The organism is Methylomonas sp. LL1, assembly GCF_015711015.1.
Lineage (GTDB): Bacteria > Pseudomonadota > Gammaproteobacteria > Methylococcales > Methylomonadaceae > Methylomonas.
The window spans coordinates 1,667,761-1,692,758 of sequence record NZ_CP064653.1 but is presented as its reverse complement, the minus strand read 5'-3'; the positions used below and the strand labels follow the sequence as shown (position 1 = coordinate 1,692,758).

Annotated in this window: 9 protein-coding genes and 1 pseudogene; all 10 read left to right on the top strand. The window is 56.3% G+C overall.

The features are described 5' to 3' along the window. Positions 1-106: 106 nt before the first annotated feature. The 10 genes and pseudogenes from IVG45_RS07975 to IVG45_RS07935 all read left to right on the top strand — a co-directional run bounded on the left by IVG45_RS07975 (position 107) and on the right by IVG45_RS07935 (position 24,897). The gene (locus IVG45_RS07975; RefSeq protein ID WP_230874804.1) at positions 107-2,488 is read left to right on the top strand and encodes a TonB-dependent siderophore receptor; all 2,382 of its coding nucleotides are present in this window, start codon (positions 107-109) and stop codon (positions 2,486-2,488) included. A 150-nt stretch (positions 2,489-2,638) separates the two neighbouring features. After that, positions 2,639-3,196 (top strand): YfiR family protein, encoded by a 558-nt coding sequence (locus IVG45_RS07970; protein ID WP_230874803.1) that lies wholly within the window; start codon positions 2,639-2,641, stop codon positions 3,194-3,196. Positions 3,197-3,199: 3 nt separating this feature from the next. After that, positions 3,200-5,782 carry an ATP-binding protein gene (locus IVG45_RS07965; protein WP_196437300.1) on the top strand — a complete coding sequence of 861 codons (2,583 nt, stop codon included), beginning with the start codon at positions 3,200-3,202 and terminating at the stop codon, positions 5,780-5,782. A gap of 153 nt (positions 5,783-5,935) precedes the next feature. Then, on the top strand, positions 5,936-10,438 hold the full coding sequence (locus IVG45_RS07960; protein WP_196437299.1) for a PAS domain S-box protein: 4,503 nt from the start codon (positions 5,936-5,938) through the stop codon (positions 10,436-10,438). Between the two features lie 342 nt (positions 10,439-10,780). Further along, entirely contained in the window at positions 10,781-13,900 is a 3,120-nt protein-coding gene (locus IVG45_RS07955) for a PAS domain-containing hybrid sensor histidine kinase/response regulator (RefSeq protein ID WP_196437298.1), read from the top strand. A gap of 258 nt (positions 13,901-14,158) precedes the next feature. Further along, positions 14,159-17,383, top strand: coding sequence for a PAS domain S-box protein (locus tag IVG45_RS07950; protein ID WP_196437297.1), 3,225 nt, complete (start codon positions 14,159-14,161; stop codon positions 17,381-17,383). A 328-nt stretch (positions 17,384-17,711) separates the two neighbouring features. Then, complete coding sequence (locus IVG45_RS07945) at positions 17,712-18,656, top strand: SphA family protein (protein WP_196437296.1); 945 nt, start codon at positions 17,712-17,714, stop codon at positions 18,654-18,656. A 265-nt stretch (positions 18,657-18,921) separates the two neighbouring features. Beyond that, positions 18,922-20,130 (top strand): response regulator, encoded by a 1,209-nt coding sequence (locus IVG45_RS22625; RefSeq protein WP_230874802.1) that lies wholly within the window; start codon positions 18,922-18,924, stop codon positions 20,128-20,130. After that, positions 20,073-21,622, top strand: a pseudogene (locus IVG45_RS22985) (putative bifunctional diguanylate cyclase/phosphodiesterase). Before IVG45_RS22625 ends, IVG45_RS22985 begins: the two are co-directional and overlap by 58 nt. Positions 21,623-22,059: 437 nt before the next feature. Further along, a complete protein-coding gene (locus IVG45_RS07935) occupies positions 22,060-24,897 on the top strand; it encodes a PAS domain-containing protein (protein ID WP_196437295.1) in 2,838 nt (945 codons plus the stop codon). The last annotated feature ends 101 nt before the right edge of the window (positions 24,898-24,998 follow it).

The window sequence follows — 24,998 nt, the reverse complement described above, 5'->3', positions numbered from 1 at the left end:
AAATTGAATCGGCTAAAATACGGACTGGTGCGATCAAGTTTATGCCGGGGCTTATTTTAGAATATGACGAACGTGACCGTCTTCACTCAATCTTCGGGAGGCACTAATGAAAGACCACCGGCCTGAATTCGGCGCGCGAGCGGTTGTGTTGAGTGCCTTGGTATTGGGTTTGTGGCTAAGGCAGCCGCCGATCGCAATGGCGGCCGAACTCGCGGCACCGCCGGCGGAGCCCGGCAAGGACGTGGCCGATATGGACATCACCGAACTGGTCAACGTGCCGGTTTCCCCGTTCGAGGTTTCCAGCCAACTCGACAGCGGTTATCATGCCTCCAATTCGGTTTCCGCCTCCCGTTTCGACGCACCGATCCGGGATTTGCCGTACGCGATTCAAGCCTTCACCGAGTCCTTCATCGACGATCAAAAGCCACGGGATATTTTCGACATCGCCCGTTATTCGCCCGGCGTCACCTACCGCAGCAACGACTTCAACGAAGGCAACGCCAATCTGGCGATACGCGGTTTCACGGTCGGCTCGCTGGCCGGCGGCAATATCCAGACCTTGCGCGACGGCGTGCATGGCCCGTCGATTCTGGATTTTACCAATGTCTCGCGGGTCGAAGTCGTCAAGGGGCCGGCCTCGTTTCTCTACGGCCAAGTCGCGCCGGGCGGCATCGTCAACGTCATCACCAAGAACCCGCAACACCAATTCGCCGCCAGCGCCGATGCGCGCTATGGTTCCTACGGCGAATACCGTTTCGATGTCGATGTCACCGGACCGGCCTCGAAAACGCTGTTCTATCGGCTGGCGGCGTCCTACGACCAGGACATGCACTATTGGGACGCTTACGATGCGCATTCCTGGAACATCTCGCCGTCCTTGCTCTGGCAGCCCAACGACCGGCTCAGCGTGTCGTTGAAATACGAAAACTTCGAAAAGATCGAAGAGCCGCAGTTGATGCAGAAGCCCGGTTACAACATCTGGGCGGGTATCGTGCCAAGCGCGTCCGATCCCAATCTGTCCGGCATCGACGTGCCGGACTTGCCGGATAACTGGAACAGCATGGCCCACAGCGATTACCGCCATAGCAACACCCACAATCTGAGCACCTGGATAGACTTCAAGGCCGATGAGCATTGGAATTTGCGTACCGGCTATTCCCATCTGGAATACGACATCGACGCCTTGTTTACCGGCAACCTCGGCATGGCGAACAACGTCACGACCCTGCAGGGCCGCCGGGTTAGGCAGCAGGTTTACAGCAACCGCGACGACACCATAGAACTGCAGGGCGTCGGCAAGTACGATCTGGGTTTCGCCAGCCTGCGCCTGCTGCTGGGCGGGCAATATGTCGACCGCAATTTTCACCGCACGGCCGGCCAGGCACCCAACGATCCGGCTTTAGGCAGCAATCCGATCGGTTCACCTCTGCCGCTGTGGGATTTGAACGACCCCTCGACCTGGGAGCGCAATACCTCGATAGCATTGTCGCAAATGACCGCCGGCCGTTTCGATCAAAACGTCAATGCCATCGACAAGTCGGTGTATGGCGGCTCCACCTTCGGCTTCTTCGACGACCGTTTGCTGGTGTTGACCGGCTGGCGCTGGACCGAGACGGATAGCCAGCTCACCGATGTCTTGAATAACCGGGCGCAACCCCAATCCAGCGTCAGTAAGGTCACGCCGCAATACGGTGTGCTGTATAAGCTGACGCCGGAATGGTCGTTGTTTGGTAGCTATGCCGAATCCTTCGTCCCCGGCACCTTTTTGATCAACAATCTCGACGGTACTGCTTCCATTCCGGAACCGACCGAGGGCAGAGGCTTCGACGTCGGTATCAAGGCCGAACTGTTCGACGGCCGCCTGTCCAGTACCTTGACCTATTTCGACATCCAAAACAAAAACATCGTCAACGATTTAGCCGTGACCGATACCAACGGCGTGACGACGATCTACGGTGTACCCAGCGGAGAACAGCGCTCACTCGGCATTGAATGGGACGCCACCGCCAAACTGACCGACAACTGGCAGCTCTATCTGTCCTACACCTATATGGACGCCAAGATTACCGAGTTCACCGGCCGGGATGACGCCATTCTGGCTCAAGACCCCAACACGTTGGACGCCACGGGGCGTGCTTATTACAAAAATGCGCTGCGTTTTCACAACGCGCCGCTGCAAATGAGCGCGCCGCATCTGGCTAACTTGTGGACGAGTTACGATTTCGAGATCGAGGCCTTGCGCGGCTTGCACATCGGCGGCGGCGTCAACTTCGTCCATGACCAAACCCTGTTGTCCGACAGCCCGGCGTCTTCCCGCCAAACCTATGCACTGCTGAATGCCTTGGTCGGTTATAGCTGGGAGGTGGGTGGGCACGGCATGAGTGTCGATTTGATGGGCAAAAATCTGCTTGATGAGCATTACCGGCCCTCGCAAAGCAGCCGCGGCCGCCCGCGCGAATTTATGCTCAATTTCTCGGTCAGGTTTTGATCCTGGGGCCGTGTTTTGAGCGATAAAATATCAGCCTCCAACGCGAGCCTTTTTCGTCGATCATATGTCACGGGCGTAGCAGGGGCTTTAGCCGCGACGATGTGCTTATTGTCGCGGCTAAAGCCCCTGCTACAGAGTCCATGCCGAAAAGTGGTTGATTACCGAACCCTATGGATTATCGTTCTGCCATCGCTGCTGCTTCTGTCCGGACTTGCCGCCGGCCAGGAGAATCCGGCCAAAATCAAGGCCGCCTTTCTACGCAATTTTGCTCACTATGTCAGCTGGCCATCCAATGCCTTCCTCGATGGCGCATCGCCCTGGCATGTCGGTATTCTGGGGCCGGATCCCTTCGGCGACGTGCTGGATACGACCTTCGAGGGCCGTGCCGAACAGGGACGACCATTTAAGATCTTCCGCGCCGATAGGCTGGAGGAATTGCCGCCGTGCCAGATCGTGTTCGTTGCCTATCAAGACGCCGGCAAACGCCGCGCCGCGCTCGCCGTATTGAAGGATAGACCGGTTCTGACGGTCGGCGACGCGCCGGAATTCCTCGGCGAAGGCGGTGTCATACGGTTTCAGGTCGGAGAGCGGGTGAGTATGAGTGTCAACCTCGATCAGGCCCGGGCCGTCTTGCTGACTATCCAGACCAAAATGCTGGAAGTCGCCAGCGACATTCAGGAAAACGGCGAACTGCGCCGGATGAGATAAGCGATGCCACTCCAACTGAATATACATAAGCGATTGTCGCTGGTGCTGTGGAGCGCGGCCCTGCTGGCATTCGTGCTGGCTGGCGCTGGCTTGGCGCTGTATCAGAGTCTGACGCTGGAGCATCGTGCCCGCCAGATCCTGCAACCCTACGCGCAGTTGGTCTCGGTCGGCACCGACGCGGCCGTGGCTTTCGAAGATCCCGTGCGGGCGCAAGAAGTGCTGGATACGTTGTTGGCCAATCCGCACATTCTGAAGGCGGAAATTTTTTTGGAAGGCGGGCGGGTTTTGGCTAGTTTTAGCCGCTTGTCCGACCATCAGCCCCAGCCCTTGCCGACTGAGCTGGATGGCATCTATCTTGGCCGCGACCAGGTCGAACTGCTGCAGAGCCTGTCGCACGGCGCGCGTCTACGGCTTAGCATGGGACTCGATCAGCTTAATCAGCAAACTCGTCAGGCCTTGTGGCTGTTCGGCGGCGGTGTATTGGTCCTGCTGGTTGCCACGTTGGCCCAGTTGGCGGTGCTGCGCCGTACCCTCGTGCGCCCCATCGCCGCGCTGACCGAAGCCACCGAACGGGTTCGCGGCGGGGCGAATTACCTGCATCGCGTTCCCGCCGCCGGCGACGACGAGGTGGCGCGTCTAGGCCGGAATTTCAATGCGATGATGGACGCGATCCGGGAACGGGAAACCGCTTTACGCCGGCTCAACGTGTTTCAGCGCACGATTCTGGACAATGTGGCCTACGGTATCATTTCCACCACGCCCGATGGCATCATCACCAGCTTCAATCCCGCCGCCGAACGCTTGCTCGGCTACTCGGCCGACGAGATGATAGGCCGGCGGACGCCGGCGCACTGGCACGATCCGGACGAGGTGGCGCGGCACGCGCGGCGATTGTCCGAAGTGCTGAGCGAACCTATTGCGCCGGGATTCGAGGTGTTTACGGCATACCCTAGCCGCAAGCTGCCCGAGGAACGTGAATGGATCTTCATTCGTAAGGACGGAACCCGCGTGCCGGTGTTTTTGTCCGTGACCGCATTACGGAACGAAGACGACCAAATCACCGGTTTTGTCGGCCTGGCTTACGATCTGACCGAACGCAAGCGGGCGGAAGAAGAACTCAGGCGGCACAAGGAGCAATTGGAGGAAACGGTACAACAACGCACGACGGAATTGCGCTTGGCACGCGATGCGGCGGAGGCGGCCAACAAGGCCAAAAGCGTTTTTCTGGCCAATATGAGCCACGAACTGCGCACGCCATTGAACGCTATCCTGGGCTTTTCCGGCATGATGCGGCGCGACCCGCAATTAAGCGAAAGCCAAGCCGAAAACCTCAACATCATCAATCGCAGCGGCGAACATTTGCTGAAACTGATCAACGATGTGCTGGAAATGGCTAAGATCGAGGCCGGCCGCTTGCAACTGGAAATCGCCGCGTTCGATCTTGGCGCCCTGGTGCGCGATGTCAGCGAAATGATGCAAATCCGGGCTCAGGAAAAAGGCTTGTGGTTGTTGGTCGACCAGTCGTCCGAATTTCCTAGCCATATCAAGAGCGACGAAGCCCGCATTCGGCAGATTCTGATCAATCTGATCAACAACGCGGTGAAGTTTACCGAGCAGGGCGGCGTGACTATCCGGCTGGGTGTCAAGCAAAACGCCCGGCAACAGTTGCTGATCGAGGTGGAGGATACCGGCCCCGGCATCGCCCCGGAAAGCCAAGCTCGGCTGTTCGAACCCTTCGTGCAGTTAAACGAGGACACCACCCAGCCCGGTACCGGATTGGGGCTGACCATTACTCGCCAATTCGTCAAGCTGATGGGCGGCGATATCGTAGTCGAAAGCTCGCCGGGCAAGGGCTCGTTGTTTCGGGTCGAACTGCCGGTGGAGTTGGCCGCCACAACCGATATACTCGATTCGCCGGCCGGCCGGTACGCCGATGTGGTGACACTGGCCCCCGGACAACCTCGCTATCGGATTTTGATCGTCGAGGATCAACGCGAAAACCGCTTGCTATTGAGCCGGCTGATGACTGACCTCGGTCTGGAAGTCGGGCTGGCGGAGAATGGCTTGCAGGGGCTGGAGCTGTTCCAAGGTTGGCAACCGGATCTGATCTGGATGGACAGGCAAATGCCGGTGATGGACGGCCTGGAAGCCTGCAAGCGCATCCGCCGGTTAGCGAACGGCCAAACGGTCAAGATCATCGCGGTCACCGCCTCGGCCTTCAAGGAACAACAACGGGAATTGCTGGATGCCGGCATGGACGACGTGGTCCGAAAGCCCTATCGCTTCGACGAAATCTACGACTGTCTGGCCCGGCAATTGAGCCTAAAATATGTGCGGGTATCGCAGCCGCCGACGCAAGAAACTGTGCCGGTGTCGTTGACCGCCGACATGCTGGCGCTATTGCCGGCCGAGTTGCGCGAGGAACTGGAGCGAGCATTGCTTAGCTTGAATAGCGAGCGGATCGCGACCGCCATCCGCCGGGTAGGCGCTATCGATGCGGGATTGGCAACGGCGATGTCACGGTTGGCGGAATATTTCGATTATCCGGCCATTTTGAAATGGTTGGGCGCGGCAAACGGCGGCTAGGCTCTTTGGGCTAATCAGAAACTTTATTGCACTCATCCACCTTACAAAACCGCTCCGTAACCCGCCGCCGGGATATGTTAAAACCGGAGCATGCCCGCCTCCGAACGTGTATGCTCACGGTGTTGTTAATAGGACGTTATTTTCGGATCGATCATGGCATTCAAGCTTGATTTTCAAAATGCGCTGACGGGGCGCCTGGTTGCCGGGGTGGTGCTGATCAACCTGTTGGTGGTTGGCGTGGCCGGGTTTTCGTTGACGCGAAGTTACGAGAATTATCAGCAACGCGCCGAAATCACCACCCAAAATCTGGCCAATGTGATCGCGAAAAATATCGACAGCACGGTAGACAGAGTCGATCTGGGTTTACAAATAGCAGCCGAGGAAATCGAGAGGCACATAGTCAAGGATAGGCCCGACGCCGAAGCGTTGAATACTTTTATGGCGCGATTACAGACACGGCTGCCTTGGGTGATCGGCTTGCGTTCAACCGACGAACAAGGCTGGCTGGTTTACGGCACCGATTTGCCCAAGGATGGCATGCTAACCATGGCGGACCGGCTTTATTTTATCGAGCATCGCGATCATCCGGATTTGGGCTTGTACATCAACAAGCCGGTAATGTCGCGCATCAATAGGACCTGGGTCATCAACTTCGCCCGCCGGCTTAATTATCCCGGTGGCCGCTTTGCCGGCGTGGTGTTCGCCAATATTTCACTGGAGAACTTCGGCAAAATGTTTGCCGGCGTCGACATCGGTAAGTACGGCGCCATCAATCTACGCGACCGGGATTTGCACTTGATCTTGCGCCACCCCTCGCCGGAAGACATCGGCGCCAGCATCGGCCGCAAAGACATATCGCCGGAATTTCAGGCGTTGCTGGACGCGGGCCAAACCTCCGGCACTTTCTATTCGTCGCAAAGCTTCGACCATGTCGCCCGCGTCGTCTCCTATCGCGCAATAAGTCCTCATCCGTTGTTCGTCAGCGTCGGGCTGGCCAAACTCGATTATCTGGCGGCGTGGAAGAACGAGGTTTTGCAGTTGTCGGGACTGGTGTTGTTGTTTATGTTGATTTCCGGGGCCGGGACCGGGTTGATTGCAAGAGCTTGGAAGCGGCAACTGGACGTGATCGAGCATTTGGCCCGCGAGGAGGAAAAATTCCACACCATCGCCGATTATCCCTATGATTGGGAATACTGGGAAGGGCCGGAACACCAGATCCACTATATGTCGCCATCGTGCCGGAGGATAACCGGTTATCCGCAGTCTGCATTCATCGAAAACCCGGACCTGCTGGGTCAAATCGTTCATGCCGAAGATCGGGAGTTGCTGGAACGTCACCCGCACGACCTGAAGCATATTCGGCCCGCCGAAATCGATTTCCGCATCGTCCGCAGCGACGGCGAAATTCGCTGGTTATCGCATTGCTGTCAAGCCGTATTCGGCCAAGATGGCGGTTATATCGGCCACCGGGTTTCCAGCCGCGATATTACCGACCGCCATTTATTCGAAACCGAACTCAACCGGCTGACTCAAGCCGCCGACCAGAATCCGACCGGTATTCTGATTACCGATCCTCAAGGCACGCTGACCTATACCAATTACGCCTACACCCGCATCACCGGCTATGCCTTTGGTGATATGTACGGCAAGCCGCACCGGGAATTGATCGCCAGCGAAATGACCGAACAGGAATTCGATGAATGCCGGAAATTCCTGGCCACGGGAAAAATCTGGAATCGCGTCTTGCGCAACCGCCATAAAAACGGCGAACTGCGCTGGGAGCAACTCATCGGCTCGCCGATCTACGACGCTAGCTTCAATATTTGCAATTATCTTTTTTTGCGCACCGACATCAGCGAACAGAAAGCGACCCAGCAGCAATTGCAATTGCTGACCTTCGCGCTGGATAAAGTCGGGGAAAACATTTTTATGATGGGCGAAAACGACGTCCATTTCTTGTACGCCAATCAGAGCGCCGCGCTGACCTTGGGCTATAGGCGAGAACAACTAACCGGTGGAATGGGGATTTACGATATCGATCCCGGTTGGTCGGCTGAAATGTGGGCCGATTTTTGGCCTCAATTGTGCGAGCGCCGGAGGATACAGTTCGAGTCGATACACCGCAGTCGCGATGGCCGGATGTTCCCGGTAGACATCACCGTCAATTACTTCGAATACGAAGGCAACATATACCATCTGGCCATTTGCCGGGACATCAGCGAACGCAAACGGACCGAAGACGAACTGCGCCGCTTGAATCGGGAACTGCGCGCCATCAGCGACTGTAATCAGGCGCTATTGCGCGCCGACAACGAGCAGAGCCTGCTCGACGATGTTTGCCGTATCATCTGCGAAGAGGCCGGCTATCGGATGGCCTGGGTTGGATACGCCGAACACGACGAGGCCAAAACCGTGCGGCCGGTGGCTTGGGCCGGAGCGGAAGAGGGCTATCTGGCCGGTATCGACATTTCCTGGTCCGCCGACAGCCCGCGCGGCCGCGGCCCGATCGGAACCGCGATCCGTAGCGGCGAAATGTTCTATATCCAGGATATTGCCAGCGACCCGCGCATGGCGCCGTGGCGCGATGCGGCCCTGCGGCGCGGCTATCGTTCCGACATCGCCTTGCCGCTTAGGGACGAAAGCGGCCAGGTATTCGGCGCCCTGATGATTTATGCATCGGAATGCCAGGCCTTTACCCCGGCCGAAATTCGACTGATGGATGAACTGGCCGGCGATTTGGCTTTCGGCATTGGCGTACTGCGCACTCGTCTCGAGCGGATACGGGCCGAGGAACAACTGCGCGAGTCGGAAAACCGCTTGCGTCTGACGCTGGAAACCACCCATATCGGGATTTGGGACTGGGATATACAAAACGATTTATGGTTCGCCTCGCCCACCTATTACACCATGCTCGGCTACCAACCTCATATAGGTTTTGCCGATCGAAATGAGTGGCTGGAGCGCTTGCATCCCGACGACAGAGATCATGTCGGCAACAAAATTCAAGACGTGCTGTCGCGGGATTTCAAGGAATATCGTTACGAGGCGCGGGTGCGCCATGCCGATGGCCATTATCGATGGCAGTATGTGACCGGTTTCGGCATCGAACGGGACTCAAACGGGATCGTAACGCGGATGCTGGGCATCCGGATGGACATTGACGAGCGGAAACAGGCCGAGGAAGCCCTCCGCCGTTACAAGGATCAACTGGAGCTAACGGTGCAACAACGCACGGCCGAGCTGGTGTTGGCGCGCGACGCGGCCGAGGCGGCCAACAAGGCCAAAAGCGTATTCCTGGCCAACATGAGCCATGAACTGCGTACGCCGTTGAACGCCATTCTGGGCTTTTCCGGCCTGATGCGGCGCGATCCTTGCTTGAGTGGCGGCCAAGCCGAAAATCTCGACATCATCAAGCGCAGCGGAGAACACTTACTAAAACTGATCAACGATGTGCTGGAAATGGCCAAGATCGAGGCCGGCCGGTTGCAATTGGAGATTGCCCCGTTCGACCTCGGCGGCCTGGTACGCGACGTCACCGAAATGATGCAAATCCGCGCCCAGGAAAAAGGCTTGCGGCTGCTGCTCGATCAAACCTCCGATTTTCCGCGCTATATCAAGAGTGACGAGGCCCGGATTCGGCAGATTTTGATCAACTTGATCAATAACGCGGTGAAATTTACCGAGCAGGGTGGGGTGACGCTGCGTCTGGGGGCCAGGGAAAACGCCCGGCATCATCTGTTGATCGAGGTCGAGGACTCCGGTCCCGGCATCGCTCCGGAAAACCAAACCCGGTTGTTCGAGCCCTTTGTACAGTTATCCGACGGCGGCGCCCAAAGCGGTACTGGATTGGGGCTGGCCATCACCCGCCAGTTCGTCAAGCTGATGGGCGGCAGCATCCGAGTCGAAAGCGCGCTGGGCAAGGGCTCGTTGTTCCGGGTGGAACTGCCGGTGGAGTTGGCAAGTCCGGCCGAAATTCTGCAACCGGAACCGCATAAACTCAGCGAAGTGGTGGGGCTGGCGCCCGGCCAACCGAGCTACCGAATCCTGATCGTCGAGGACCAACGGGAAAATCAGCTGCTGCTCAGGCGCTTGATGAACGATATTGGGCTGGAGGTCAGGGTGGTGGAGAATGGCCTACAATGCCTGGAACTATTCCCGGACTGGCGTCCCGATCTGATTTGGATGGACAAACAAATGCCGGTGATGGACGGCATCGAAGCCACCAAACGTATTCGAAGTTTACCCCATGGCGAGATGGTCAAAATCGTCGCGGTCACCGCCTCGGCCTTCAAGGAACAGCAGCGGGAAATGCTGGATGCCGGCATGGACGATTTCGTGCGCAAACCTTACCGCTTCGACGAGATTTACGACTGTCTGGCTCGGCAGCTGGGTCTTGAATACCTGTATCATTCGGACAGCCCGGCGGATGAAACGGCGACCGTGACCTTGACCGCCCGGATGTTGGAAGAATTACCCGAAGCTCTGCGCCTGCAACTGCGGGATGCCCTGATCAGCCTGGACAACGAGCAAATCACCCAGGCCATCCGAATGGTTGCCGAAGTGGACGCGATTGTTGGGTTTGCGCTGTCGCGGTTAGCGGACTATTTCGATTACCCGGCTATTTTGAAGCTGCTCGACGAATCAAAAGCGCGCTAAGGATGTGCTCAAAAATAAGTTCCCGAAATGGACTGTGCTGTAGGAGCGGCTTTAGCCGCGATCAGAACCTTGTCGCGGCTAAAGCCGCTCCTATCGCGTGACCGATCCTATTAAGATAACGGGATATTATTTCCAACCAAATCCCGAGGCACTACTTATGGACGTAAACTTATTTCGCGCTAGCAATTTGCGACTGGCTGAACATAGCGGAAACCAACGATGGGCTGCAACTCATAGCTAAGGCTCCGCTTGGGTCAAATCGCGAACACAATATTGGGCATTGGTTATGGGTACTGTCATTTTCATAAATCGTTTAAAGCGATATATCCGGAGAGTATTGCCGTGACAGTGTCCATCATTCTGATTACCTCGCTAGTCTTGCAAGTAGTCGCGGTTTATTTTGCCCTCAGGCTGATAAAAATCACGGGCAAGAGCATGGCTTGGAGCCTGATAGCCATCGCAATTTCGTTGATGGCCTTGCGGCGTGGCGTAAGCCTGATCGCGGTATTTCAAGCGGAATTCGTCAAGCAGCCGGACCTGAATGTGGAACTGATTGCCTTGGCAATTTCGCTGCTGATGGCCGTCGGCATCGAACGCATTACTCCGATCTTCAAGGAAATCAAAACCATAACCAATCGATTGAGGGAAAGCGAAGAACAGTACCGCCAACTCACCCGCTTCCAGCGAACGATCTTGGACAATGCCGCCTACGGCATCATCTCGACGACATCCGACGGCATTGTCACCAGTTTTAATCCCGCCGCCGAACGCTTGCTGGCTTACACATCCGCTGAAGTCATGGGCCAGCAGACGCCGGCGCTCTGGCACGATCCGGAGGAGGTGGCGCGGCACGCAATGCAGTTGTCCAGGGAACTGGGCGAAACAATCTCGCCGGGATTCGATGTATTTGCCGCTCGTCCCCGGCTCGGCCTACCCGAGACCGACGAGTGGACCTTCATACGCAAGGATGCACGGCGCGTGCCGGTGAGTTTATCCGTCACTGCGCTACGGGATGAAAGCGGCCGGATCACGGGATTCGTCGGACTGGCTTATGATCTGACCGAGCGCAGGCAGGCCGAGCAGGAGCGCTTGGCCAATCTGCGGTTTTTTGAAAGCATGGATAGGATTAACCGGGCCATACAGGGAACGAACCAGCTTGAGCGGATGATGAGCGACGTGCTCGATCTCGTGCTGACGATCTTTGATTGTGACCGGGCTTGGCTGATCTATCCTTGCGATCCCGAGGCTGCTTCGTGGTCGGTACCTATGGAACGCACCAAGCCTGAATATCCGGGGGCCAACAGTCAAGGGCTTGAGATGCCGATGAATCCGGAAATCCAAAGTGTGTTACGAATAGAAAGCGAGACCGACGGCCCGGTTGCCTTCGGTCCGGGGGCCAAGTATCCGCTGCCGGAATGGCTAAGGCGGCAATTCGGGGTACAGTCGCAGTTAACCATGACCACTCGCCCCAAAACCGGCAAGCCATGGGCGTTCGGCATGCATCAGTGCTCTCATGCCAGGGTTTGGACACCGGAAGACCAGCGTCTGTTTCAAGAGATCAATTGGCGGCTGGCCGACAGTCTGACTAGCTTGTTGTCTCATCGTGGCTTGCGCGAGAGCGAGGCGAAGTACCGCCAGATCGTGGACACGGCCAGTGAAGGAATCTGGGTGTTCGGGCCGGACGGCGTGACTAACTTTGTCAATGCCAGAATGGCTGAAATGCTTGGCTATTCGGGCGAAGAGATGATCGGACGACCCATGAGCGACTTCATGTTCGATGAAGATTTGCCTGATCATTTTAACAAAATGAACAATCGTCGCCAGGGACTGACCGAGCATTACGAACGCCGATTCCGTTGCAAGGGCGGACAGGCAGTGTGGGCTCTCGCTTCCGCCACGCCGATCGTCGATGGCGAGCAGCATTACCGGGGCTCCTTTGGCATGTTTACCGATATTACCCAGCGCAAACAGGCGGAAGATGAACTCCAATGCCACAAGGAGCAACTGGAGAAAACCATACGGCAACGCACGGCGGAACTGTTGTTGGCCCGCGACGCGGCCGAAGCCGCCAACCAAGCCAAAAGCGTGTTTCTGGCCAACATGAGCCACGAACTGCGTACCCCGCTTAACGCCATTCTAGGGTTCTCCAGCATGATGCGCCGAGACCCTCGGCTAAGTCCGTACCAATCCGAAAATCTCGACATCATCAACCGTAGCGGCGAGCATTTGCTGACCCTGATCAACGATGTGTTGGAAATGGCTAAAATCGAGGCGGGCCGCCTGCAATTGGAAATTGCCCCGTTTGACTTGGGGGGCATGGTGTGCGATGTCACCGAAATGATGCAAATCCGCGCCCAGGAAAAAGGCTTGCGGTTGCTGCTGGACCAGTCGTCCGAGTTCCCCCGTTGCATCAAGAGCGACGAGGCTCGCATTCGGCAGATATTGATAAATCTGATCAACAACGCGGTGAAATTTACCGAGCAGGGCGGCGTGACGTTGCGTTTGGCGGTCGGGGATAACGCCCGGCATCATTTATTGATCGAAGTGGAGGATTCGGGTTCCGGCATCGCCCCGGAAGACCAAGATCGTCTATTCGAGCCTTTCGTGCAGCTATCCGAAGGCACCGCCCAGCGCGGCACCGGACTGGGTCTGGCTATCAGCCGCCAATTCGTCAAGCTGATGGGCGGTAGCATCCGGGTCGAAAGCACGCTGGGCAAGGGTTCGTCGTTTCGGGTTGAACTACCGGTGGAATTGGCGAGTCCCACCGAAATTCTTGGGCAGGAAAGCCCCAAATCCGGGGAGGTGGCGGGACTGGCTCCTGGACAGCCGCATTACCGAATCCTGATCGTCGAGGATCAGTATGAAAACCAATTGCTGCTCAGGCGCTTGATGAGCGACATCGGCATGGAGGTGAAAGTGGCGGAGAACGGCCAGCAAGGTCTGGAGTTGTTCCAAGATTGGCACCCCGATCTGATCTGGATGGACAGGCGCATGCCGGTTATGGACGGCGTCGAAGCGACTCAACGCATTCGTCAATTAGCGGATGGTCAAGCGGTCAAGATCGTCGCGGTCACCGCCTCGGCCTTCAAGGAACAGCAGCGGGAAATGCTGGATGCCGGCATGGACGATTTCGTGCGCAAGCCCTACCGCTTCGACGAGATTTACGATTGCCTGGCTCGGCAACTGGGTCTTGAATATCTTTATTATTCGGACAGCCCGGCGGATGACACGGCGTCCTTGACCTTGACCGCCCGGATGTTGGAAGAATTACCCGAAGCTCTGCGCCTGCAACTGCGGGATGCCCTGATCAGCCTGGACAACGAGCAAATCACCCAGGCCATCCGAATGGTTGCCGAAGTGGACGCGATTGTTGGGCTTGCGCTGTCGCGGTTGGCGGACTATTTCGATTACCCGGCTATTTTGAAGTTGTTGGACCAAGCGGATCGAGCAGGGGCCGTGTAAATGTTTATGTTTGACCACCGTTCGGCCAGCGAGAGGCAGACTATATATGCGGATAACGCCCCCCTGCTTATACAAGCAAATAAATGCCCTATAATTTCATGTAATAATGAGCTTGTTCGTTTGGAGCGATCTTTCTTCATCAATGCTAGAACATCCTCTAAACTCAATTAACTCGATGATCTAAACAGTCCCAATGGATTTGCGGCCAATGGCAAAACAGCGGATATCGGCTTACTGATTCAATTAAAGCTTACTAACATGCATCCTCGCCCATCCATGCCACTCAGCAGTAAAATCGTCCTATCGGTGGGCATATTGGGCGTGGTGATTGGCACGCTAGGCATTCGCCTCTCACCCGGCTTATCTTGGATCCGCTTTTTCGATAATCTGCATTGGACTTCGGGCACCGCCGCGGCCGCGATTTTGGCCTGGTTGAGCTTGAGACGGGCCGCGCCAGCCGATGCAAAAAGCTTGTTCTGGTTTGCGCTCGGCCTCAGCGGCTATGCCGTCGGCCAAATCCTGTGGGATATTCAGACGGCGACGGCTTACGCGAACTTTCCCGCTCCGTCGGATTTGTTTTATCTGTGGCTAGGACCCTGCATCGCTATCGGTTTGTTGTTGGAAATCCGCAATCACACCGTCCCGTCCGAACGCAAGACCATCTGGCTGGATGCCTTAACCCTGACGGTGGCGATGCTGACGCTGATTCTGGCGCTGTATCTGCCCAAACGCGGCGAAACCGAGGTATTGCCGCTGCTGATCCTAATTGCCTATCCGGCCACCCTGTTTGGTGCCACCAGCCTGGCGCTGACCATGATTCCGGCGCTACGCCAGCGGCTAAGATCCAGCCTGTCGTTGTTTTTGGCCGGATTGGTCACCACCGGGCTCAGTTGGATGGAATGGAATTTCATGGCCTTGGACGGCACCGCTATCGACGGTGCCTGGTTCAATATTTCGTTTTCGGTGGCGGTATTGCTGATCGGTTTTAGCCTGACCCGCTGGGAAATCGAGAAAAATACTGATCCGGACTGGGATAGGCTGTGCGAAGGCGTGTTGCGGCTTTTCCCGTTGTTGACCGTGGTGATGGCCTCGCTGGCCGTGGTATTTTCGCACACGCTGAACAACTTGCCCTTTATCGTGCAGACTGCGGCCAACATTGGCTCGGCGGTTGTGATAGTGCTGGCCATGTTCCGGCAAGGCGCATTGCTGAAGGAGCGCGATGCCTTGCTGTTGGCGCAAGCGGCGCTAATGGCCAGCCGGCGGGAGTTGGCACTCGAGCGTGGCCAACTGAAATCGCTGGTTTGCGCCATTCCGGATCTGGTTTGGCTGAAGGATCCGGACGGAATTTATCTGAGTTGCAATCCGCGCTTCGAACAGTTTTTTGGCGCCGGCGAAAGCCGGATTATCGGCAAGACCGACTATGATTTTGTCGACCGCGAATTGGCCGATTTTTTTCGGCAACATGATCAAAAGGCGATGGAAGCCGGCGGGCCTTGCAGCAACGAGGAATGGCTGACCTTCGCCAACGGCGGCTACCGGGGGCTGTTCGAAACCATTAAGACGCCGATGCGCGACGAATCCGGCCGTTTGATCGGCGTGTTGGGCGTCGCCAGAGACATTACCGAGCGCAAGCGGCTCGAAGAAGAGCTGAAGCTGGCTGGCGAGGTTTACCAGTCCAGCAGCGAAGCCATCATGGTGACCGATGAAGGGAACCACATCATTGCGGTCAACCCGGCTTTTAGCGCGATAACGGGCTATTCCGCCGGGGAAGCGCTAGGCCAGTCGCCCCGGTTGTTGAAATCAGGCCGCCACGATGCCGACTTTTACCGCAAGCTATGGTCAAGCTTGCTGAACCAGGGCCGATGGCGCGGCGAACTGTGGAACCGCAGAAAAAACGGTGAAGTCTATCCGGAATGGATTTCCATCGGCGTTATTCGTAATGCTGACGGCTCGATACACCGCTATTTGTCGCTATTTACCGACATTACCGAGCGCAAGCAGGCGGAAGAAGAATTGCGCCACTACAAGGATCATCTGGAGGAAACAGTACTGCAGCGGACCGAGGAACTGCGGCTGGCCAGGGATGCGGCGGAAGCCGCTAACAAGGCCAAAAGCGTATTCCTGGCCAACATGAGCCACGAATTGCGCACGCCGCTGAACGCCATTTTAGGCTTTTCCAGCATGATGCGCCGCGATTTGGGGTTGTCCGACAGCCAAATCGAAAACCTCGACATCATCAATCGTAGCGGCGAGCATCTGCTGCGGCTGATCAACGACGTGCTGGAAATGGCCAAAATAGAAGCCGATCGCTTGCAATTGGAACTCGCCCCGTTCGATCTCGGTTCGATGGTGCGCGATGTCACCGAAATGATGCAAATCCGCGCCCAGGAAAAAGGTTTGCGGCTGTTGCTCGATCAAACCTCCGAATTCCCCCGTTATATCAAGAGCGACGAGGCCCGGATCAGGCAAATTCTGATCAACCTGATCAATAATGCGGTCAAATTTACCGAACAGGGCAGCGTGACTGTGCGCCTGGGGGTGAAGAACAATGCCAGGCATCATCTGCTGATCGAGATCCAGGATTCCGGTTCCGGCATCGCGCCGGAAGATCAAGACCGTATGTTCGAACCCTTCGTGCGGCTATCCGAGAGTGCTCCCCAGCCGGGCACCGGCCTGGGCCTAACCATAACCCGCCAGTTTGTCAAACTGATGGGCGGCTGCATCCGGCTCGAAAGCATACCTGGCAAGGGCTCGCTGTTTCGGGTCGAACTGCCGGTGGAGTTGGCGAACATGGACGATATGCTGAAACCGGAACTCTATAAACTGGGTGAAGTCGTGGGGCTGGCGCCCGGTCAACCCCGTTACAAGATTTTGATTGTCGAGGATCAACGCGAAAACCAGTTGCTGCTGAGCCGGTTGATGGCCGGACTCGGTTTGGAGGTTATGTTGGCGGAGAACGGCAAGCAGGGCGTGGAACTGTTCCAGAGTTGGCGGCCCGATCTGATCTGGATGGACAGGCAAATGCCGGTGATGGACGGTATCGAAGCGACGCGACGCATCCGCCGCATGCCGAACGGCGAGGCGGTCAAGATCGTCGCGGTCACCGCTTCGGCCTTCAAGGAAGAGCAGCGGGAAATACTGGATGCCGGCATGGACGATTTCGTGCGCAAGCCCTATCGCTTCGACGAAATCTACGACTGTCTGGCCCGGCAACTGGACATCACCTATATTTATTCATCGCAGACTTTGTCGGACGAGCCCAACAACGTGACGCTGACCGCCGGTATGTTGGCAATTTTGCCGGCCGAGTTGCGTGAGGAGCTGAGGCAGGCGTTGATCAATTTGAACAGCGAACGCATTGCGGAAATCATCCGGCGGATAGGCGGCATCGATGCAAACTTGGCGCTGGCAATGTCTAGGCTGGCGGAATATTTCGATTACCCCACCATTTTGAAGTTGTTGGATGAAGCCAAACACAACTAATTTGTGTTGCTTCAAACCTAATTCCTACAGACCGGCTTTTTAGACTTGTTTGCAACTTTCACTCTCGGCTGTTTGGCCATGGCAGTTCGCCGACTTTAGAGAATGATCTATTCTTGCAGCGAGGAAATTGGATAAAACGGCGCAAGAGTCCGATAGTGGCGTTCGTTGAGGGAACTCTCGCCGCCCAACGTATCCTTTTCCGGGCTCGGCTCGGAGCCGGCGACATCAACAAAGGAGAGATGCCATGATGATGGATAAGGTGGTTTTTGACAATGATTGTAGCCAGTGTCGTCGATGCCGAATATGGGGTTCGCTCAGCCAACGGCAAATGGCTTGGATTAGCTGCGGTTATTGCCATAAGTCACCCAGCAACTCGAGTCGGCCGTTGCGGCCGTCGGCCTTGGTCCGCTATCTGCTTATTGCCGCGCTATGCTGGCATCATCCGTCCGTGACACGAGCGTCGGAGGGCGGTGGAACCAGTTATTTGCCCGGCTTTTACGGCGATTTCGGCATGGCTTATATCACCGAGCCCGGCACATACTTCAATAACTTGTTCGGTTATTACACTACTCAGGATAGCCAATACGACTATTCGATCGCGTTCGACATGCCGTCGATTCTGCATGTCAGTGACTTGCAAATACTGGGTGGCGCATTTACCGTCGGCATGTATCCGATGTTGTTACGCAGCGAGTATAGTGTTCCATCATCGGATATCGATACCCGTCGTGGCGGTTTCGGCGATTTTTATGTGGTTCCCGGCGGCATTAGCTGGCAATGGGATAATTTTTATCTGTTCGTTTACGAAGGGGTGAATATGCCTACCGGCTCTTACCGCCAAGATCGCAGCCTGAATGCCGGACGTAATTACTGGTCCCTGGACAATAACGCTTCCCTTACCTGGATGTCGGGCGACGGCCGCTTCGAACTGTCGATGAACATCGGTTATATGCTCAACAGCGAAAACCCGGCCACCGATTACCGAACCGGCGACGAGTTTCATCTGGATTATCTGCTAGGCTACTACCCGATAGCCAATTTCGGCATCGGCATTAACGGCTCCGTATACCGGCAAGTGACCGCCGACAGCGGTTCCGGCGCGGCCGGCGCCACGTTGCTGTCCGAAGCCAATACTATCGGCCCGGCCTTGTATTTCAACCAAAAACTGGGCGGACAGGAAATCATGTGGTCGGCCAAATGGCTGCACGAGTTCGACGCCAATAGTTACACGGCCGGCGACTATGTGATGCTGCATACGTTTTTCAAGTTTTAATCCGATGATGTTAAGCTAAATTTAATGGCAATAAATTTCCCCTGTCTCAAAAAATTGTCGTTAACTGAGCGCCAAGCAAAACTGTCGCTGACTGAGCGCCAAGGAAAGCCGGCGCTGACTGAGCGGAGTCGAAGTCCACTACGCTTCGACTGCTTCGACTTTGCTCGGCACAAGTCCGCTCAGCGACCGGTATATTTGGCAGCGGCAATGGGGGCATGTTTTCTCAAAAATAGCTTAAAGGCGCCACGGACTCACGAAAATTATCATGAATAACAACGGCAACATTCTGGTGGTAGACGATACCTTGGCTTCTCTGAAGCTGCTGTCCGACATGCTCAAGTCGGAAGGTTTCGAGGTGCGTTCTTCCATCAGCGGCGAGTTGGCCGTTGATTCCGCTATCGGCAATCCGCCCGATCTGGTATTGCTGGACATATTCATGCCGGGGATAGATGGTTTTGAGGTTTGCCGCAGGCTCAAGGCCCACCCTAAAACCCGCAATGTGCCGGTCATTTTTGTCAGCGCCCTGTCGGATACGCCGGAAAAGGTGCAAGGCTTCAGCTTGGGGGCGGTGGATTTTGTCACGAAACCGTATCAGCGCGAGGAGTTGCTGGCGCGGGTGCGCACGCATTTGGAAATCGACCGTCTGCGCAACCATCTGGAAGAGATGGTGGAAGAACGTAGCGGCATGCTGAGGGAAAGCGAGAAAAAACTGCGGGAGAGCCTGGCCGATACCCTGTTGGTGAATGCTCAATTGCGTACGCTGGTGCAGACCATTCCGGATCTGGTCTGGTTAAAGGATCCGGAGGGCGTCTATCTGGCCTGTAATCTACAGTTCGAACGCTTTTATGGCGCCAGCGAGGCGGAAATCGTCGGCAAGACCGACCTTGATTTCATCGGCAGGGCACAGGCCGACTTGTTTTGCCGGAACGACCGTACTGCGACGGAAGCCGGCAAGGTCCGCGCCAACGAGGAATGGCTGACCTTCGCCGACAACGGTTATCACGGCTTATTCGAGACCCTGAAAACGCCGATGCTGGATAGTGCCGGAAATTTGGTCGGCATTCTGGGCATTGCCCGCGACATTAGCGAACGCAAGCTGGCGGAAGCAAAAATCGAGCGGCAAATGCATCTGTATGCCGCGCTGAGCGAGTGTAACAAGGCCATAGTCCATTGCACCAACCAGGATGAATTGTTCCTGCAAATCTGCCGCGCGGCCGTCCGCTTGGGCGGCATGAAGACCGCCTGGGTCGGCCTTACCGATTTTGACCAGGCTAGGGTATTGTCGGTTGCCTGCCATGGCGAAGGCGCCGAGGATTTGCAAAATATCGAGTTTTCATGGGCCGCCGGTAGTCCCTATGAGCAAAGCCCCACCAGCATTGCCATTCGCACGGCACAACCCTGCTGGAGCCGGGTTCAATGCATGACCCCATGGCCGAGGCCTGGCATAAACGCGAGGACCGGGCGGCTTGGGTAGCGGCGGGTTCGCTGCCGTTGCGTCAAAACGGGGAGGTGGTCGGTGCCTTTACCCTGTATTCGGGCGAGGAAAATGCCTTTGACGCCGCCGCGCGCGATCTGCTGTCCGAAATGTCGATGGATATCAGCTTCGCGCTCGATAACTTTAGCCGGGAGGCCGCCCGCAAGCAGGCCGAGGACGAGGTCGAGCGCCTGGCCTTTTACGATCCGCTCACCGGCTTGCCCAACCGCCGTCTGCTGCACGACCGTTTGCAGCAGGCTATCGCGGTCAATGCTCGTCACGCTAATCACGGCGCGGTTTTGTTTATCGACTTGGATAATTTTAAAACACTGAACGATACCAAGGGCCATAACATCGGCGACCTGCTGCTGATCGAGGTGGCCAAGCAATTGCAAGACTGCGTGCGTGAAGGGGATACCGCGGCAAGGCTGGGCGGCGATGAATTCGTCGTGATCCTGAATGGACTGAGTAAAGCCCCTTCGCAAGCCGCCGCCCAATCCGAAGTGATCGGCAATAAGATACTGGCCGCCATTGCCCGGCCTTATCTCCTGCAAGGTTACGAACACCATTGTTCCGCCAGCATGGGCGTCAGCTTGTTTCGCAACCAGGACAGCACCGTCGACGAACTGATCAAATACACCGACACCGCGATGTATCAGGCCAAGCGCGCCGGCCGCAATGCGCTGTGTTTTTATGACCCGGCCATGCAGGCGGTGCTGGAAGTTCGCACGGCCTTGGAATCCGATCTGCGCCGAGCGCTGGCCGAAAACCAATTCACGCTCTATTACCAGATGCAGGTTGATCTCGCCGGCAACATCGTGGGTGCCGAGGTCCTGATACGTTGGCTACATCCGCAACGCGGACTGGTTTCGCCGGCGGAGTTCATCCCGCTGGCCGAGGATCGGGCCTGATATTGCCGATAGGTAAATGGGTGCTGGAAACGGCTTGCGCTCAGCTCAAGGCCTGGGAATCCGATCCCGACACACAAATGCTGCAGCTTGCCGTCAATGTCAGCGCATCCCAGTTTCATCAGCCCGACTTCGTCGAGTTGGTGCGTCAAACCCTAGGCAGTCATGGGCTCAACCCCGACCGGCTCAAGCTCGAAATTACCGAGAGCCTGGTGCTCGACAATATCGATGACGCCATCGTTAAGATGCAGAAACTCAGGGAAATCGGCGTACGTTTCTCCTTGGACGACTTCGGTACCGGCTATTCGTCGCTTTATTATCTGACCAAGCTGCCTATCGACCAGTTAAAAATCGATCAGTCCTTCGTGCGCAACATCGGCCTGAAGCAAAGCGATGCGGTCATCGTGCAAACCATCATCGGCATGGCCAATAACCTGGGAATAGAAAGCATTGCCGAAGGGGTGGAGACCGAAGAGCAACGGAGATTTCTGGAACGGCAGGGCTGTAATCTATGTCAAGGCTATTTGTTCAGCAGACCGGTACCGTTGCCGGAGTTTGAGATTCAGTTGAAGCGAGTCGGCTAAACGCGGCCAAATTATCCTTGGCCCGCGCATAACCGGGATAAACCGCGGCAATATACTCGGATGACAAAGAAGCTTTATCCACCAATATCGAGGGATTTAGACTCCATTTTTACAGCGGATGATGCCGCGATGCTGTAACCGCTCCCATATTCTCTGTAGAATCGTCATGAAGGATGGGAGTTCTTAACGCTCCGATCCGGACGCCGCGCGGGAATTCCTTCACATATCGATGGGGAGATAAGGCGATTTATGGCAATAAATGTACCCAATCCAAGCAATTTACCGTTGACTGAGCGGAGTCGAAGTCAACCGTTCGCTTCGGCTACTTCGGCTTTGCTCAGCACAAGTCCGCTCAGCGAACGACACATTTTTGACATTGGCAATGGGTATAAACTTTCTCAAAAATCACCTAGAGTCTCAAGCATGATGGCCCGGCGATGAACGATACTCGCAACAGCAGGTACGCCAACCCAAATAACGCCATGCTGATTGTCGTGATTTATGCCGTTTTTGCCGCATTGTGGATACTGCTTTCCGACACCGCATTAAAAGCATTGATCCGGGACGCCGAACAGTTTGCCGTCGTCGGCATGATCAAGGGATGGTTGTTTGTGGTGGTCACATCGTTACTGTTGTATGGCTTGCTCGGGCGATTCGATACTCGACCGGCAAAATCCGCTACCGGCACTGGTCTGCCTTTTTCCCGTTCCCGCCACTGGCTGCCTTTTGTTCTGCTGTCGATCTGTATCGTCGGCGCCACTATCGGAGGCGTTGCTTACCGTTGGCAACAGGATCGGCGGGATGAGTTTGCACGCCTGCAAGCCATTGCCGAACTCAAGACCAGCCAAATCAGCGATTGGCTTTCGGCGCGGCAGGGTAACGCCAAATCTATCCATGGGAATGCCTATTTTGCCGATTTGTTCCGGCGATGGCTCGATAGTGGTGATACCGCCGCATCGGCACATTTACAGGTATGGATCAGTCACTTAGTTAAGTCCATGGACTTTTCCTCGGTCATATTGTTTGACCGGCGGGGCCACAAGCTATGGTCCGCGCCGGGCATCGATCGCGAAGTACCGCCTTTACAGAAAACGGCCGTTCAGATCGCCGCCCGCGACGGCGGCATTCAGCGTATTGGTCCCTATCGGGACAGCGATGGTCATATTCATCTGGATTTTGTCGTGCCGATTGCGGTCGGTAGTGGGGCGGCGACGGCCGTGCTACATACCGAACTAGGAGGCTGGCTTTATCCGAACCTGCGGAAATGGCCCGGCCCCAGTACCAGCGGCGAAGTCCTGCTGTTCCGCCGCGAAGGGGACAATGTACTGTATCTTAACCCATTACGTCATCATTCGGACTCCGCGCTCAAACTGAGCCTGCCGGTCTCAAACAGCCAACTGATGGAGTCTCGGGTGGTACGAGGGGTCACTCGCCTGGGCGAACAGCTGTATGGTGTCGATTACCGTGGCGTAGCCTCGGTCGGTGTAAGCTATGCCATCCCCGGTACCGACTGGTTTTTGATTGCCAAAAGCGATAGCACCGAGTTTTTCCAGGCAGCGGTCAATGAGTCGGTCGTGATTGTGCTGATTAGCCTGTTGGTGTTGGCGGTCGCCGGCACGCTACTCGTCTTGCAGCAGCAACAAGCGCAATCGGCGTTGGCCGATGAACTGCATCGGACCGAACAGGCGGTGCAATTGCAGGCGGAGGTGCTTGCCAAAATTACGGAAGGCGTCAATGTTGTTGCCGGCGATGGGCGGATTTTGTATGTCAATCCCGCTTTCGAAACGACGTTCGGCTATCAACCCGGTGAATTGATTGGTTGCGATGTGGCCATTCTCAATGCATTGACATCGGAGTGTACACCCGAGGCAGCCGCCAGTAAGATCATCGAACAACTCCGCACGACCGGAAATTGGCAAGGCGAGGTATTGAACCGCCGCAAGGACGGCAGCCTATTCTGGACTTATGCTATCGTGTCCAGCCATCTAATGCCGATCTGGGGTAACGTCTGGTTGGCGGTGCAACACGACATCACCGCTCGCAAGACGGCCGAAATTGCCCTGAACTCCCGAAATGCGATGTTGGAGCGTTTCAACCGTGCAGCCATGGGTCGCGAATTGGACATGGTGGCGTTAAAAGGGCAAATCAACGCACTGGCTTGCGAACTCGACCGCGATCCACCTCATACCATAAGTGCTCTCGACTCCATGGTTGAACTTTCGGAACCATGGCAACCGGAAAATCAACAGCAGGCGCAACTTGCGATGTTAAATCTGCTGGAGGACGCCCAGGCCGCGCGCGACGAAGCCAAGGCGATAGCGGCGGCTTTACACGAAAGCGAACAGCGGCTGATCTTGGCACAGGAAAGCGCCCATGTCGGCATTTGGGAATGGGACCAACGTAACGGCTCGATTTACTGGTCGGCGGAATACGAACGGCTCTACGGCGTGCCTCCCGGCAGTCCACGTAGCGACGAGGATTGGCGTTCACGGGTATATGCCGACGACCTGGCGCTGATCGATGCCGTATGGGAAAGGCATATCAATCAGGGCGCTCCCTTCGAAGTCGAGTTTCGTATCCGCCGTGAAGATAGCGGCGAGATGCGTTGGATGTATGCCAAAGGTAGTGCCAGGCGTGATGAGAACGGCAAGGTCGCCATCCTGTCCGGCATCAACATCGATATCACCGATCGAAAAAAGGCGGAAGAGGCTCTGGTGGAAAGTGAACAACGCTATCGCAGCCTGACCAGCAATCTACCTGGCACCGTCTATCGTTGCGATGTCAAGGCGCCGTGGCGGGTATCCATGCTTTCCGCCGGTGTGACGCTTTTGACGGGACACGATGCAACGGAATTTCTCTTGGGAGACTCCCCCTTGACTTGGGCCGATTTGATCGTTGCGGACGATCTTGCCAGCGTGGAACGGACAGTGGATGCCGCGATAAACAGCGCGCAACCTTACCGCATCGTCTATCGTATTCGGTGCGCCAAGGGTGATATTCGCTGGGTTCTCGAACATGGGCGGGCGGTCTACGATGCGAAGAATAATGCCGCATTCCTCGACGGCGTCATCATCGACATAACGTCCCAGAAACAGGCCGAAGAACAACTACGTTACCGCAACGCCGAACTCGAGCGCTTCAATCGCGTCACCCTGGGCCGCGAAATGGACATCATCGAGATGAAGAAGCGGATCAACGCGTTGTCCGAAGAACTCGGACGCGAACCACCGTATAACTTGGTTTTTTTGAACGGCAATGGGGCAGGGGAGCCATGACATGAATCCGCGCCTCCGCCAGCTGTTGGCTATCCCGATGCCGTTCGGCGCTTGCGCGAGGCTTGTCTTTTGTCGATGAACCGAGTCACTAGCTGGATAGG